Origin of the sequence: Archangium lipolyticum (assembly GCF_024623785.1) — a bacterium.
Taxonomy (GTDB): domain Bacteria; phylum Myxococcota; class Myxococcia; order Myxococcales; family Myxococcaceae; genus Archangium; species Archangium lipolyticum.
On the sequence record NZ_JANKBZ010000007.1, the window covers coordinates 194,842 to 209,306 of the forward strand.

The 14,465-nt window shown below is 69.3% G+C and carries 11 protein-coding genes; 4 read left to right on the forward strand and 7 right to left on the reverse strand.

The genetic code is table 11. The features are described 5' to 3' along the window. Positions 1–53: 53 nt before the first annotated feature. Both NR810_RS17740 and NR810_RS17745 read left to right on the forward strand, forming a co-directional pair. On the forward strand, positions 54–2,609 hold the full coding sequence (locus tag NR810_RS17740; RefSeq protein WP_257453854.1) for a TonB-dependent receptor domain-containing protein: 2,556 nt from the start codon (positions 54–56) through the stop codon (positions 2,607–2,609). After that, the gene (locus NR810_RS17745; RefSeq protein WP_257453856.1) at positions 2,606–3,433 is read left to right on the forward strand and encodes a hypothetical protein; all 828 of its coding nucleotides are present in this window, start codon (positions 2,606–2,608) and stop codon (positions 3,431–3,433) included. Before NR810_RS17740 ends, NR810_RS17745 begins: the two co-directional genes overlap by 4 nt. 5 nt (positions 3,434–3,438) lie before the next feature. Here the strand turns inward: NR810_RS17745 and NR810_RS17750 are convergent, their stop codons facing one another. The 4 genes from NR810_RS17750 to NR810_RS17765 form a co-directional block, all read right to left on the reverse strand. After that, entirely contained in the window at positions 3,439–4,674 is a 1,236-nt protein-coding gene (locus NR810_RS17750; RefSeq protein WP_257453858.1) for an Ig-like domain-containing protein, read from the reverse strand. Positions 4,675–4,767: 93 nt separating this feature from the next. Next, the gene (locus NR810_RS17755; RefSeq protein ID WP_257453860.1) at positions 4,768–5,499 is read right to left on the reverse strand and encodes a putative metal-binding motif-containing protein; all 732 of its coding nucleotides are present in this window, start codon (positions 5,497–5,499) and stop codon (positions 4,768–4,770) included. 131 nt (positions 5,500–5,630) lie between these two features. Further along, positions 5,631–6,293 carry a hypothetical protein gene (locus NR810_RS17760; RefSeq protein ID WP_257453862.1) on the reverse strand — a complete coding sequence of 221 codons (663 nt, stop codon included), beginning with the start codon at positions 6,291–6,293 and terminating at the stop codon, positions 5,631–5,633. Positions 6,294–6,427: 134 nt separating this feature from the next. Next, positions 6,428–7,006, reverse strand: a complete 579-nt coding sequence (locus NR810_RS17765; RefSeq protein WP_257453864.1) for a hypothetical protein — start codon at positions 7,004–7,006, stop codon at positions 6,428–6,430. A gap of 243 nt (positions 7,007–7,249) precedes the next feature. Between NR810_RS17765 and NR810_RS17770 the strand changes: the two genes are divergently transcribed. Beyond that, positions 7,250–8,434, forward strand: coding sequence for an AI-2E family transporter (locus NR810_RS17770; RefSeq protein ID WP_257453865.1), 1,185 nt, complete (start codon positions 7,250–7,252; stop codon positions 8,432–8,434). A gap of 86 nt (positions 8,435–8,520) precedes the next feature. On the opposite strand, the gene NR810_RS17775 is transcribed toward NR810_RS17770, so the two are convergent. The 3 genes from NR810_RS17775 to NR810_RS17785 all read right to left on the reverse strand — a co-directional run bounded on the left by NR810_RS17775 (position 8,521) and on the right by NR810_RS17785 (position 12,112). Continuing rightward, entirely contained in the window at positions 8,521–9,327 is an 807-nt protein-coding gene (locus NR810_RS17775) for an SDR family NAD(P)-dependent oxidoreductase (protein ID WP_257453868.1), read from the reverse strand. Positions 9,328–9,384: 57 nt separating this feature from the next. Further along, positions 9,385–10,755, reverse strand: a complete 1,371-nt coding sequence (locus NR810_RS17780; RefSeq protein ID WP_257453870.1) for a hypothetical protein — start codon at positions 10,753–10,755, stop codon at positions 9,385–9,387. A 256-nt stretch (positions 10,756–11,011) separates the two neighbouring features. Then, a complete protein-coding gene (locus tag NR810_RS17785; RefSeq protein WP_257453872.1) occupies positions 11,012–12,112 on the reverse strand; it encodes an SGNH/GDSL hydrolase family protein in 1,101 nt (366 codons plus the stop codon). Between the two features lie 333 nt (positions 12,113–12,445). Between NR810_RS17785 and NR810_RS17790 the strand changes: the two genes are divergently transcribed. Next, on the forward strand, positions 12,446–14,449 hold the full coding sequence (locus tag NR810_RS17790; RefSeq protein WP_257453874.1) for a sensor histidine kinase: 2,004 nt from the start codon (positions 12,446–12,448) through the stop codon (positions 14,447–14,449). The last annotated feature ends 16 nt before the right edge of the window (positions 14,450–14,465 follow it).

Sequence of the window (14,465 nt, forward strand, 5' to 3'; positions counted from 1 at the left end):
AGATGCAACGGTGTTGCGAGTCAAGGGTGGGGTGGTGTATCTCGCGGTCACCCATGTGGATTTCCTGTCTGGTGCTCTGCCTGCTGGGCGCCGCGGCCGATGTGCCAGTGACTCCCCCTGTGCCCCTGGAGGCCGCTCCCCCGGTGATGCCCGCGGACGCGCCCCCTCTGGCTGCCCCCGCCACCGTGCTCCTGCGCCTCACCATCGACGCGCAGGGCGAGGTGTCCCACGTGGAGGTCCGTGAGTCGGCCGGGGTTTCGTTCGACCGCGCCGCCATGGCCGCCGCCGTTCGCTGGCGCTTTCAGCCCGCTCGGCGCGGCGAGGTGCCCCTGGAGGTCCAGGCGGATGTGCCTGTGACTTTCACGCCTCCTGAACCGGTGGCCGGCGTTGCGCACGGGGATGACCCTCACCCCAGCCCTCTCCCAGAGGGAGAGGGGGCGGACACGGCGGGGAGTACGGGCGCGGATACCCTCACCCCGACCCTCTCCCGGAGGGAGAGGGAGGAGGGGGGGCCTTCGTTCGCCACCACCGTTCGCGGTCAGACGTCCGCTCCTCCTCCCGCCGCCGTCGGTGACTTTCATATCCCCGTGGGGCAACTCGCGGATGTTCCTCGTAACTCCGCCTCCGATCTCATGTTGTTGGCCCCCGGTGTCATGCTCGCCAACCACGGCGGCGAGGGCCATGCGGACACCATCTTCATCCGTGGCTTCGACGCCGGTGAGGGCAAGGACGTCGAGTTCCGTCTCAATGGTGTCCCCCTCAATGAGGTGTCCCATGCCCATGGTCATGGTTACGCGGACACCTATTTCATCATCCCCGAATTGGTGGATTCGCTGCGCGTCACCGAGGGGCCCTATGACCCCTCCCAGGGTGATTTCGGCGTGGCAGGTACCGTGGAGTACCAGCTGGGTTTGAAGCGCCGTGGACTGACCGCGTCCGCCAGCTATGGCAGCTTCGCCTCGCGCCGGTTGTCCCTGGTTTGGGGGCCTCCCGAGTCCAGTGAGGCCACCTTCGTGGGCCTGCTGCTGCGCCAGGGACATGGTTTCGGACCCAACCGCGCCTACGCCAACGCGGGCGCCATGGCCCAGGTGGAGTTCCGCGTGGGCGACGAGACGCGGCTCCGCCTCTTTGGCGCCAGCTACGCCGCGCGTTTCTCCTCGGCGGGCGTCGTCCGCGAGACGGACGTGGTGGACGGGCGCATGCCCTGCGCGGCCGACGCGGACGCCCAGTTCTTCTGTCTCTACGACCCGAACCAGGGCGGCGCCGGACAGCGCCACCTCGTCTCCGCCGAGCTGCAGTCGCGGCTGCGCCGGGGCGGGCGTTTCGTGCAGCAGGGCTTCGTCGTGCTGCGGCAGATGCGCATCCGCGACAACTTCACCGGCTTCCTCAATGACGAGCCCCCCATCGGCGAGCAGCAGCGCGGCGACAACAACGAGCAGTACTACCGAGGCACCACCCTGGGCCTGCGCGGGCGCTATACGCCGGGGCTCACCTGGCTGAAGCAGCCGCAACCGCTGGAGCTGGGCTACGTGGCCCGCTTCGACGATGTCCTCACCCGCGCCCGGCGCCTGCGCGACCACGGCGGCGCTCCCTACCGCACCCTCTTCGACAACCAGGTGCGCACCACCAACCTGGGCGCCTACGCCTCTCTCCGGCTCGCTCCGCTCTCCTGGCTCACCCTGAGGGGTGGCCTGCGCTTCGACACCTTCCTCTTCGGCGTGGAGGACCAGAACCGGCCCGCCTCCGACAGGCAGGGCACGCGCATTCCCGAGGAGTCCGTCGAGGCCTATGGCTTCTTCGCCAGCCCCCGCGCCTCCGCCGAGGTGCGGCTGTCTCCCCACCTCACCTGGCTCACCAGCGCGGGTCTGGGCGCGCGCTCCAGCGACGCCGCGGCGCTCTCCGACGCGGAGCTCGCTCCCTACGCCCGGGTGACGTCCGCCGAGACGGGCCTGGGTTGGAAGCTGGGCGGGGAAGGGCGGCCGTACTCGCTGGAGGCTCGCGGGGCCGTGTTCGCCACCCGTGTCTCGCAGGACCTCGTCTTCGACGAGACGGCCGGCCGCAACCAGCCCGTGGGCCCCTCGCAGCGGCTGGGCGCCTTCGCCTCCTCGCGCTTCACCCTCGAGGAACGCTTGGATGTCCAGGCCAGTGTCGCCTGGGCTCGCGCCACGCTGCCCCTGCCGGGTGCCTCGCCGTGGAAGCCGTGGGAGGGCACCGTCATGCCCTACATCCCCCAGCTCCTCGGCCGGCTCGATGCCTCCGTGCGCGGCGACGTCTCCATCGCCGGGGTGCCGGTGGGATGGAACCTGGCGCTGGGGCACAGCGCCATCGGACCCAAGCCGCTGCCGCTCGACCGCTACAGCGACCCCATCTTCCTCTTCGACGTGGCGGCTCGGGCCCGGTGGAACTGGATGGAGCTCGGTGTGTCCGTGACGAACCTGTTGGACGCGCGCTGGCGCGAGGCCGAGTTCAACTACGTCTCCAATTTCCGCGGCCCGGACGCGCCGGCCTCTCTCATGGCCACGCGCCACTTCTCCGCGGGAGCCCCTCGCACCTTCCAGGGCACTCTCACCGTCTACCTGGACTTCGAACAGGAGGAGCCACAGCCATGACTTCCCCCCTCCGCACCACGCGCCGGGCCTTCACCACCCTGCTCGGGGCCTCGCTGCTCGGCGGCGTCCAGGCCTGCGGGTTGTCCGGCACCGGTGGCCGGAGCATCACCTTCCGCATGGGCCTTCGCACCGCGCGTGCTCCTGGCGAGACGGCTCCCGGCCACTTCACCACCGATACCGGCTGGCGGGTGGAGCTGTCGTCCGCGCGCATGGTGCTCGGCCCCATCTACCTCTTCGAGAACCCCTCGCCCCTTCAGCCGACCGTCACGGGCCACTGGCTGCGCCGCATGGGCGAGGTGCTCGTCCCCAGCGCGCACGCGCACGACTCCTTCTTCTCGGGCGGCCGGGTGCTGGGCGAGTGGGACCGGGAGGTGGTGTTCGATCTGCTCGCGGAGGGTGGTGCGACGCGCGTGCTCGGCCGCTCGCCGGGGATCGCCGGTGTGGCGCGCTCCTTCTCGCTGCTGCTCCAGCCTCCATCGCGAGCCCTGGGCGCGGAGGCGGCGCCGCTCGAGGGCCGCTCGGTGGTGTTGGCGGGCACGGCCTCGCGCGAGGGGCACACCGTGTCCTTCCGGGCCGCCCTGGACTTCCCCCCGCCGGTGGAGCTGCAGCGGGTGGACTTCGTCCCCATGGAGGTGGAGCTGGACGACGAGGGCCTCTTCGTCGTGGAGCTCCAGCCCCACCGCTGGTTCGAGGGCACGCTCTTCGAGCGGCTGGAGGTACCGGCCAGCGGGGCGGCGGTGACGGTGCCCCCGGAGAGCCAGGTGCACCGCGCGCTGCTCGTCAACGTGCGGCGGCACACCGCCTTCTCCGCCGCCTGGGAGTGAGCGGGCTACTTCGCGTACCGCTCCAGGACGAATTCGAGCGTCGAGGCGTCGGTGGGCCCGAAGCGCATCATGTAGCTGCGGACCCCCATCGCGGCGGTGAAGCGCGCCCGGTGGGTGATGCCAGCGCAGGCCGGGGGCGTGGCCTGGTAGTCCACGGGGACCTCGACTCCGTCCAGGTCATCGTAGGCACCCACCTGGACTCCCTGGTTGAGGTACAGCACGACGTCCTCGTCCAGGGTGGGCTTGGACACGAACTCCGTGTAGCCCTCGCGGGGGCCCTCACCCGGGAGTGTCAGCCGGTAGCGGATGTGGCCCTCGTCCGTCGGGGGCGGGAACCCGAAGGGCGGGCGGGCTGTGGCGGCCGTGACGGGCCGTGCCGAGCCGATGAAGGTATGGGAGCAGGCGTGCTCGAGGTTGCCGTCGCGCTTGCCGGTCGTGAAGTCCAGCTTTCCATCACCCAGGACGGCGGTGGCATCGAGCCGGTTGCCCACGGCGGCGCTCCTCAGCGCGGAGAGATCCAGCGTGTACGCGGACTCCTCCTCCAGCGGCGGTCCTCCCTCCTCGGGGGCGGAGACGAGCACGGTCAACGTGAGGCCATCGGAGGTCCACTGTCCCGTCAGGGTGCGCGGCGGGATGCTGGAGTCGGTACGGTTCACCAGGGTCACCTGCGCGAAGGCCGGATTCATGGCCTCGGTGAACGTCACGGTGAGCGTCTTGCGGAAGTACGTACCCGGGCGGCTCGCCGAGTCGTCGTAATACATCTCCACGGGGTAGACATCCCGGGTCCCCTCCGCCGGGCTCGCGGAGGCCACGGCCGGGCGGGGGCGGTCCGAGGAGGTGCGGAAGTCCAGCCGCCCGTCGCCCAGGAAGGCCGTGCCGTCCAGCGCGTTGCCAGCCACGTCCCGGAAGCCCTTCAGCTCGATGGCGTAGGCGTCGTCATGGCGGATGCTCGTGACGGGCACCTTCAGCGTCCTGTCCGACCAGGTGGCGGCGCCGAGCGTCAGCCCTTCCGACGGCACCAGGGTGCCCGCCTCCGGGTCCATGGGCTCACTGAAGGTGATGGACACCTCGGTGGTGGCACCCGGAAGCAGTCCCTCCGCACGCTCGGCGGGAGCGGTGGCCGTCACCGTGGGGGCCTGGGTGTCCGCCGGGGACGGGCCGGGGGAAGGGGGAGCGTCGTTGCAGGCCGTCAGGGCCAGGGCACAGGCGGTGAGCAGGGCATTGCCAGGGAAGGAGCGCATCGTTCGGGATTCCTCGCGGGAAATGACACCGGGGCAGCCTCGGAGTGAGGCCGCCCCGGCTCGCGGGCACTCGCCCGCTACTTCAGGTTGTGACTAGTTCGTCAGCGAGCCGTTGCAGTTCTCGTCCACGCTGTTGCCGGTGATCTCCGCGGCCGAGGGGTTGATGCTGGCGTTCGTGTCGTTGCAGTCGTAGCGCTGGGTGATGTAGCCGGCCGGCGGCACGCACGCGGTGAGCACGGAGACGCTGCTGTTGCCCCAGGCGTCACCATCCGAGTCCTGGTAGTAGCGGACGGTGTAGTCCTCCACGCGCTCGGCGACCACGCCCACCAGGTTGCCCGACGCGGGCCCCAGCACCACCTGATACGCGGTGGTGGTGCTGCTCAGGTTGTACACGGCCACCTTCGTCAGCGAGCAGCCGCTCACGGAGTGGGTGAGGGCGGCGCTGAGCGTGTTGCCCGCGCTGTCCTTCACCGTGATGGCGGTGTTCTGCGTCAGGTAGAAGGCCCAGGAGCCCGCGGTGGCCGGCTGGAACTTCACCGTGCCCGCGGCGCTGGCCGGCAGCGTCACGTCGAACTGCTTGTGGGCGGTGCTGATGCCCGGCGTCGCGGCGGTGAGGCCGCTCGTCGCCGTCACGCTCACGTGATCCGCGCTGTTGGTCGAGTGCGCGCAGGAGTGCGAGGTGATGCCGGAGCCGAGCGCCGTGCAGCCGGCCTCCAGCTCCTGCTCCTGCTGCGAGGTGCCCTGCTCCTCCTCCAGGCCCGGGCCGCAGGCCGCGAGCGACAGGCCCATGAGCGCACCGCAGATGTTCCGCATCGTCATCTTCATGATTGGTCCTCTTCAGGGTGTACCGGGAGCGGCGCGGAGCCTTGCACCGCCACCGCGCGCTCCTCGGCGCCTCCACTGATGACGCATGTGCAACTGAGTTGCAATAGCCGTCTGGCTCTTCGCCGCGCCGGTCACTGCAGGTGTTCGATGACCACACCCAGCTCGGGCAGGGAGGAGGGGCCGAACGTGACGGTGTATTGCACCTTGTCCGTCAGCTCGTAGCCCACCATGCCCACCAGACCGCCCTGGCACACCCCATCGCGGATGTCCGGGGGAATGGGCGCGGTGGCCACCGGCTGTAGGACCTTCGTTCCCTCACGCACGGTGACGGGGACGCTGGCGTCGCTCAGGTAGACGACGAAGTCGCCCGTGGCGTAGCCCTTGAAGTTGAAGGTGCCCACGTACTGCCCGTCTTCCGGGCGCAGCTTCACCGTGTAGTACGTGTGGAAGGAGTCCACCCGGGGCTGCCGGTCCAGGGACGCCGTCACCACCGCGAAGGGCCCGTTGGTGACGTGCCAGCACGCGTGCTGGCCGTTGTCACCGAAGTCGAACCCATCCCTCGGGACGTAGAACGGATCCTTCTCGCACGACAGGCCCTGTTTCGACGCCAGGTAGCCGCGATCACAGTGGCACCAGTCGCCCGTGGCCTCGCGGTGGATGTGGCCGTTGGGCGCGCACGGGTCCGTCTGCTCCTGGGTCGGCGGCGGTTCGGTCTCGGGCCCGGAGGGGGTGCCACAGGCGGCGAATACCACCGCGCAGGCGGCCCGCACGAGGAAGCGTTGGGTCGATCGCATGACGGATTTCCTACATGTACGGGCGTATCAAATGCAACTAGGATGCAGATGTGTCACGAAAGGACATGAAATGGCGGGGACCGCGGGCGCACTGGCCCACGGTCCCCGGCTGGGCCCTGGGGCCCGGGGAGGAATCACTCCTCGTGGTGGTGGGCGGCTTCCTCGACGATGAGGGTGAACTGGGAGTTGCTCTGCTTGAGCGTCTGGAACTCGATGCGGTACTCCACGCCGGCCTCGAGGTCCGCGACGATGCCGGTGCGCAGGACGCCGCACACGTCCGTGGGCACCTGGTAGCGGCACTCACGGCCCACCTCGGTGGTGCCGTTGAAGATGCGCAGGTTGGGGTAGCGCGACATCAGGAAGGCGAACTCGCCGGACTCCTCCGGGATGAAGTTGACCGCGCCGCCCCAGCCGCAGCTGGAGGTCTTCGCCGGCAGGGTGATGACGTAGCCGGTGTGCGGCAGGTTGACGTCCACGAAGGGAACCGTTCCCAGCGCGGCGGCCGTCACGTTCTGGAAGGGACCGAACTCCGCGTGGATGCACGCATGCTCGGCCACCTCGGCGAGCTCCGCCGTCTCGGTGCAGGCGGCGAGCAGGCCGCTCTCCTGGGTCTCCAGCTCGCTCTGCACGGGCTCCGCCTCCGTCCCGCCGCAGGCGGCGAGCAGCAGTGACACGCTCGAGATGAGCAGGCTCTTCTTGAACAGGTTCTTCATGGTGTGACTTCTCCTTGGTTGGGGGGTGAGCTGCCTGGTGCGGACGGAAATGTGCCACGTGGATTCAAATGCAATCAAGTTGCATTTGTGGGACGTGGCGTTTTTTCCGGGAAGCCCGCTCCGGCCCGAGGGGGAGGGCAGCCAGCCGGGCGGGCGGTCGTCATCCCGGCGGTGCACTGCCGTTCGGGTCGACGGAGGCGCAACTTCCCCGGAGCCCACACGGGGAAGGGAAAGGGAGGGGGCGTGGATTCAGATAGGCCCGTTCGACCGCCAGTCGAGCCGGTGAATGATCGCGAGCCGGTGCCGGTGCCGCGTTCTCAGGTGACGGTGAAGACGGTTCTCACCATCTGCGCCACGGTGGTGGGAGTGCTGGCGGCCATCTACCTGCTGTTCCACGGCATCGTCACCATCACCCTCTGTGTGACGGCCATCCTCCTGGCGGTGGCGTTCAACCACGGCGTGGAGCGCCTGGAGAAGTGGGGGCTGAGGCGGCCGGTGGCCATCGGGGTGGTGATCTCCCTGTGCCTGGGAGCGCTCGTGGGCGTGAGCTTCCTCATCATCCCTTCCGCGGTGGCGCAGGTCCGGGAGATGGCCGTGCGCTTGCCGGAGCTCAACGCACGCATCCACGAGACCCGGATCTTCCAGTGGCTCGACGCACGCATCCACATCGATCAGCGGCTGGGGACGCTCGGCCAGGGGAACCCGGGGCTCTTCCAGCAGGCGGTGGATCCGGCGCTGCGCATGGTGGGAAGCGTGCTGGCCGGACTGGGTGCCTTCGTCACCGTGCTCTTCCTCGTCGTCTTCATGCTCATCTATGGCGGCTCGGTGGTGCGGGGACTGCTCGCCGAGTCCCTCCCGGCCCACCGCCAGCGCTACGAGCGGGTGCTGGGCAAGGTCTACACCTCCGTGGGCGGCTACCTCAGCGGACTGGCCCTCATCGCCGTGGTGAACGCCACCTGCACCACCCTCTTCCTGGCCATCCTCGGCGTGCCCTTCTTCCTACCGCTCGGCATCCTCTCCGGACTGGGCAGCCTCATCCCCCTGCTGGGCGCCACCATGGCCGGCGCGGTCCTCTGCCTGGTGGCGCTCGCCTCGGGCAGTGCCTGGGACGCGCTGGCGGTCTTCGTCTTCGCCGTGCTCTACCAGCAGTTCGAGAACCACGCGCTGGCGCCCATCGTCTACAAGCGCACCGTGGAGCTCAACCCGCTGGTGACGTTGCTCGGCATCATCCTCTTCGCCGAGCTGGCCGGTGTGCTCGGGGCCTTCCTCGCGGTGCCCATCGTGGGCACCTGTCAGATCGTCATCCGCGAGCTGCTCCTCCTGCGGCGCGAGCGCCTGGGCCTGCCCTTGAAGGGAGACGTGGCCGCGGAGCTCGAGAAGCGAGGCCGCTGGCGTCCCAACTTCTGGCGCCGGCCCCGGCACGTGTGAAGGGAGGACGGCATGCCTCGGGACGTCATGGACTCGGATGGACCCACCTGGCCGGGAGCAGTGAGCCTCCGGCCCGGCACCACCGCTCAGGGCTCGGGGCGGTAGAGGGCCGCCGTGCGCTGGGCCAGGAAGCCGCGCGGGAGCATCCTCGCGGCCAGGGCCAGCGTCTGGTTGATCAGCCCGGGCACGTAGAGCTCCCTGCGGTGGATGAAGGCCCGCACCGCGTGCGCGGATGCCTGCTCGGCCGTCATCATCCCCAGCTCCCCCGCCTTGAAGCGGTTGGACAGCCCCGTCCTGTCCAGCATCTCCGTGGAGATGCCGCCCGGAACGAAGACGGTGACGGACACGCCCGTGTGCCGCACCTCCTGCGCCAGCGCCTGGCCATAGCTGGTGACGAAGGCCTTGGTGCCGCTGTAGGCCGCCTGGTACGGCACCGGGATGATGCTCGCCATGCTCGACACGAGCATCACTCCGCCCTTCATCCCCCGCTCGACGAGGTAGCTCATGAAGAGCGTGGACAGGCGCACCATGCTGGTGACGTTGGTGTTCAGCATGGACTGGAACTCGCTCCAGCTCAGCTTCAGCGCCTCGCCCCAGTACGTCACCCCGGCGTTGAGGACCACGGCGTGGATGTCCCGCTCGCGCGTGGCCTCGGTGAAGACGCGCTCCACGTCCTCCGGGTGTGACAGGTCGGCCGTGATGCAGGCCGCCTGCACCCCGTGGCGCGAGCGCAGCTCCTCGCACAGCGCCTCCAACCGGTCGCGCCTCCGCGCCACCACGAGCACGTTGCCGCCATGGTCCCTCGCGATGGACCGGGCGATCTCCACGCCCAGCCCCGACGAGGCTCCGGTGACGAGGGTCCACTTCCCTCGAAGCTCCAGCTTCTGACTCATGTCTCGCACCCTACAGGAACGCCCGGGATGTTGAAGGACTCGTTCCTCGCCCCCGGCTCACGCCGCCAGCGGAGGTGCCCCGGTGGCACCCGCCTGCTCCTCGCCTCCGGGGGAGACCGTTCCGCTCCCCTCCGCCGGGTGGCTCCCCAGCGAGGCGACGACCGCCGCGAGCACCGTGGCGCCCACCTGGTAGTAGTAGTTGCAGAACGCTTGGCGGCCCAGGAAGAAGAAGACCCCGAAGGCCAGGGCGCTCCCCAGCAGCAGCACCTCCGGCCCCCGGCGGCGGTGCCTCAGCGCCAGGGCCCAGATGCCCAGGGCGCCCGCGAACCCCAGCCAGCCAGGCAGCGACTGCCCCCGGTGGAGGAACCACGCCGTCAGCGAGAGCGAGTCCGGCCGGAAGGGGTTGGTCAGGTGGTGCACCACCAGGTCCCTCCACAGCCCTCCCGGCGTCCACGCGAGGAAGGGGACGAAGGTGGCCGCCGCCGTCCCCACCGCGACGGCCACGTGACGCCAGACCGGGCCGGGCAACAGCAGGGCGAGGGGCAGGTACAGCACGAAGTGCTGCTTCGTCGCGCACAGCAGACCCAGCGCCACCGCCGCGGCCGTCCTCCGGCCTTCGCCCAGGAAGTAGACGAAGGCCCCGAGGAAGGGCAGCGCGAGTGGCTCGCCCCAGGCCTGCTCCAGCGTGAAGAGTCCTCTCGGGTGGAAGACGAGGCAGGCCACGAGCAGCTCGGGCAGCGGATCTCCCGGCTCCACCCGGCGCCGCGCGGCACGCCAGAAGAAGAAGGCCCCCAGCAGGAGGCACGCGAGCTGGGCGTGCCGGGTCTCCCCCGTGACGGCATACGCGGCGGTGGTGAGGAGCAGGTTGAGCGGCGGGTAGGCGTAGGAGTCGATCTCCCTCGCGAAGCTGTAGGAGTCGATGGTTCGCAGGGCACCGCCGTACACCGGCAGGCCGCTCAGGAGCGCTTTCGCCCCCTGCTGGTGGACCTCCCAGACGTCGATGTGCGGTGCGGGGGACGCGGCGATGAGCTGCCACCCGAGCGCGAGCGGGAGGGCGAAGATGCCCACCGTGCGCACCGCATGGAGGCGCCGGGTGGTTCGTGAAGCGGAGTCCGGTGGCACGGCACAGCTCCCCACGAGCAGCACCGCGAGCCCACCCAGGAGCGCGAAGGGCCGGAGGTCCGTCCCGGCTCTCAGGTTGGTACCCGGCTCGAGGACCAGGTCGTACAGGGTGAAGAATGCCGCCACGCCCCACGCCCAGGCTCGTGTCCTGGCTCGTGCCACCTCCGCCCGCACCGGACGTGTGATGCCCAGTCCCACCAGCCAGAGCAGCAGGATGCCTCCGACCAGGAAGATGAAGTCGCCGTTGTAGTGCCCTCTCGTCCGCGCCAGCGCGAAGCCCAGCAGCGCATGGCCCGCCAGGGCCATGGGCCCGAGCCATCCTTGTGATCCGGAGGCGGGAGATGGGGGGGGTGCCAGGGTGATGGGCGCGGTCATCCGGTGGGCGCGCACCTTATCACCCGGGCCGTGTACCTCGATGCCCGGGGTCCTCCTCTTCCACTCGGAAGAGGAGGACGGTGACGAATACCCTCACCCCGACCCTCTCCCGGAGGGAGAGGGAGGGGGTGGGGCAGGGCGGTGGGGCCGAGAGGGGCAGGGGGGGTTGCCCGCTTGCTTCGTTCGGCTACGGCGCCGCCGGGTCCAGCAGCGACATGATCCAGCCCGCGCGCTCGTGGCCCCACTTGTTCCACTGCGGATTCTGGCCGTTCACGATCTGCGCGTCCGTGAAGTCCGCACCGCCCGAGCCCGAGCCCGTTCCTCCGAAGAAGCCCACCGACACCGTGGACGACAGGTAGTACGTCGGGTGCGTGTTGTCCGACTGGATGTAGTCGTAGCTCGTGCTCGAGTTGGCGAAGTGCGTGTTCGCGTCGCGCAGCGTCGAGCTCAGCGTCGAGGTGACTCGCGTCACGTACGCCGCCTCCGTCTCGCCCGAGCGGTAGCGGATCGCGTCCCGGTCGATCTGCCCGTCACCGTTCGAGTCGTAGTCGGCCGCCATGTACTCGGCGAAGGCATCCGCGCACTTGAAGCCGTACTTCTCCGCCAGGCTACACGTCCGCCAGTTGCTCTTGGCCAGGTACGGCAGGAACTTGCCCCGCTTGTTGATCCGGGTTCCCGTCGCCGGATCCGTGCAGTTGGTCTGCACGTTGTCCGCGTCGAAGCCCGGATAGTAGATGTTCATCACGATCTTCGCCTTGGCCGCCGTCGCATACGTGTTGATGGCCTGCATGGCCTTCTCCGTATACGAGGTGCAGTTGGCCAGCGCCGTGTCCAGGCCGGAATAGTTGCACGTGCCCGTCTGGTCCGTGAACGCGGAGCGCGCCTGCAGGTAGTCGTTACCGCACATCTCGAACATCACCACGCGGGTGTTGCTCGTCTGCATGTACGAGCGCTCGGCGACGATCTTGTTGTTGTAGATGTCGCTGGCGACCGCGCCCGACTTCGTGCGCCGGAAGATCTCGATGTTGGCGTTGAAGTCCTTGGCCAGGTACTCGGCCTCGACGTTCGGCGCCGAGCGCCGCGCCACGCTGCTCAGCGAGCCGTTGTAGCCCGCGAAGATCGAATCTCCATACGCCACGACGCGGTACGTCGAGGTCGCGCCGCTGCGGTTGAGGGTCCACGAAACGTTCTGGTTGATGGTGCTCGCGAGCGCGTCGCTGCCCACCGTGAGGCTGGCCGCGAGCGCAACGGCAAGGGATACCCCTTGCCCGTTGATACGAGAGAACATGACGGCTCCTGGAATGTCGGGATTACTTCGTGAGTCGGGGGCTCGGCTGATTCGCCGGCTTCAGGGATATAACAGAAAGATTGCAGAATAAGAAATCATTGGGAGGCCGGTAACCCCGATTAGGCTGCTCCCAAGTGTTTGCTGGTGAAGACTCACGAAACACAACGCAGTGCGCCACGAGTGAGCGTGGAGCCCGTAGCGTCTCCCACGCGCCAGTGGCGTGGTCCTGGCGTCGCATGGATGCGGTGCGCCATTTCACGGTACGAAGCGATGGGCACCATCCATGTGTCTGTTGTCGAAGGGGGGGCCGGGGGCACGACGCCTGGCCGGAACATGCACCGATTGGTCTCCACCGCCGCCGCAATGGTGCTCATCCCCGTGTTGATCGCGGTGGGGGGGCTGGTGGTGGTGCTCCAGGTGGTTCAGCGGGAACGAGACGCACTGCGTCGTTACACCGTCGCCGCCGAGCGGGCCCTGGATGCCGAGCGCCTGCACGCGGAGCGTGTGCTCGCGGGCCAGGCGCCGGACGAGGAGCTTCAGCTGTTGTTGCGCACCCGGCGGGATGAGATGGATTCCGCGCGGGACGGGGCCCGACAGTGGATTGACCGGGCGGTGGGGGTGTACCTGCTGGGGGTGCCCTTCGCCATGTCGGTGCTGGTGGCGCAGGCGGTGCTCGTGGTGCGCGAGTTCCGCCGCACCCGGGACGCACGGGAGGTGGCGGAGCGCAACGTGGCGGAGCGCGCGGCGTCGGAGGCCCGGTTCGCGGGCATCGTCTCCATCGCCGTGGATGCCATCATCTCCATCGACGAGGCGCAGCGCGTCACCATCTTCAACTCCGGGGCCGAGGCCATCTTCGGCTACAGCGCGTCGGAGATGCTTGGCCAGCCATTCGACAGGCTCATCCCCGAGCGCTTCAGGGCCAACCACCATCGGTTCGTCCAGGCCTTCGTCGAGGGGCACGAGCAGGCCCGGGGAATGGGGGAGCGCCGGCTCGTCCTCGGTCTGCGCAAGAGCGGGGAGGAGTTTCCCGCCGAAGCCGCCATCTCCAAGCTCGAGGTGGACGGCAGGCGCATCCTGACGGTCATCCTGCGGGACGTCTCCGCCCGCCAGCGGGTGGAGGAGGAGCAGCGCTTGCTGGCGAGGGCAGGGGAGATCCTCTCCTCCTCTCTCGACATCGAGCGGACGCTCTCCAGTATCGCCCGGATCGCGGTGCAGTCCGTCGCGGACTGGTGTCTCGTCTACCTGCAGGAGGGCGAGCAGGTGCGCCGATCCGAGGTGGCCCACCGCATGCCCGAGCAGCAGGAGGTAGCGGAGGCGCTCCAGCGCATCCCCCTCGATTTCCAGCAGTCCCGCTTCGTGCACGAGGTGATGTCGCGCCGGGAGCCGCTGCTCGTTCCCCACGTGCTGGCCGAGCAGCTCACGGCCATGATGCAGAGCCCCGAGCACCTCTCGCTGCTCCACCGGCTGGAGCCTCGTTCGCTCATGTGTGTCCCGCTCGGGGCGGGCGAGCGGTCTCTCGGGGCCCTCCTGTTCATCTCCTCCGCTCCCGGGCGTGCCTATGACGCGGCGGACCTGGAGTTCGCGCGGGGGTTGGGGAGGCTCGCCAGCCTGGCGGTCGAGAACGCGCGCCTGTACCAGTCCGCGCGCCACGCCACCCATGCTCGCGACGAGGTGCTGGGCATCGTGGCCCATGATCTGCGCAGCCCGTTGAACGCCATCGTCCTCAGCACCCAGTTGTTGCAGCGGCAGGCGGGAGAGCGGAGCCAGGAGCTGCTGGGGACGATCCTCTCCTCCGCCCGGCGCATGAGCCGGTTGATCGACGACCTGCTGGACGTGACCCGGATGGAGGCGGGGAAGCTGTCCCTCAACCCGAGCCCACAACCCACCGCGGCCCTCCTCCGGGATGCCGTCGAGGCGGCGCGCCCGCAGGCCGGAGAGGTCCAGCTGGTGCTCGGGGAGATTCCAGAGCTACCGCCGGTGTTCGTGGATCGCGACCGGCTCCTGCAGGTCTTCTCCAACCTGCTGGGCAACGCGCTGAAGTTCACCCCGCCCGGAGGCGAGGTGCGGGTCGGTGCCCGGATGGAGGGCGAGGCCGTCTGCTTCTTCGTGCGTGACACCGGGCCGGGCATCTCCCCGGAGGTGCTCGAGCGCATCTTCGATCGCTTCTGGCAGCTGGACCGGAGTGACCGCCGCGGGGCCGGGCTCGGGTTGTCCATCGCCAAGGGACTCATCGAGGCTCACGGCGGGAAGATCCGCGTGAGCAGCGAGCCGGGCCACGGCAGCACCTTCTTCTTCACCGTGCCCGTCGTGCCCAGGGCTCCCGGGGCCTCGGCCTGACGCTCACACGGGGCGC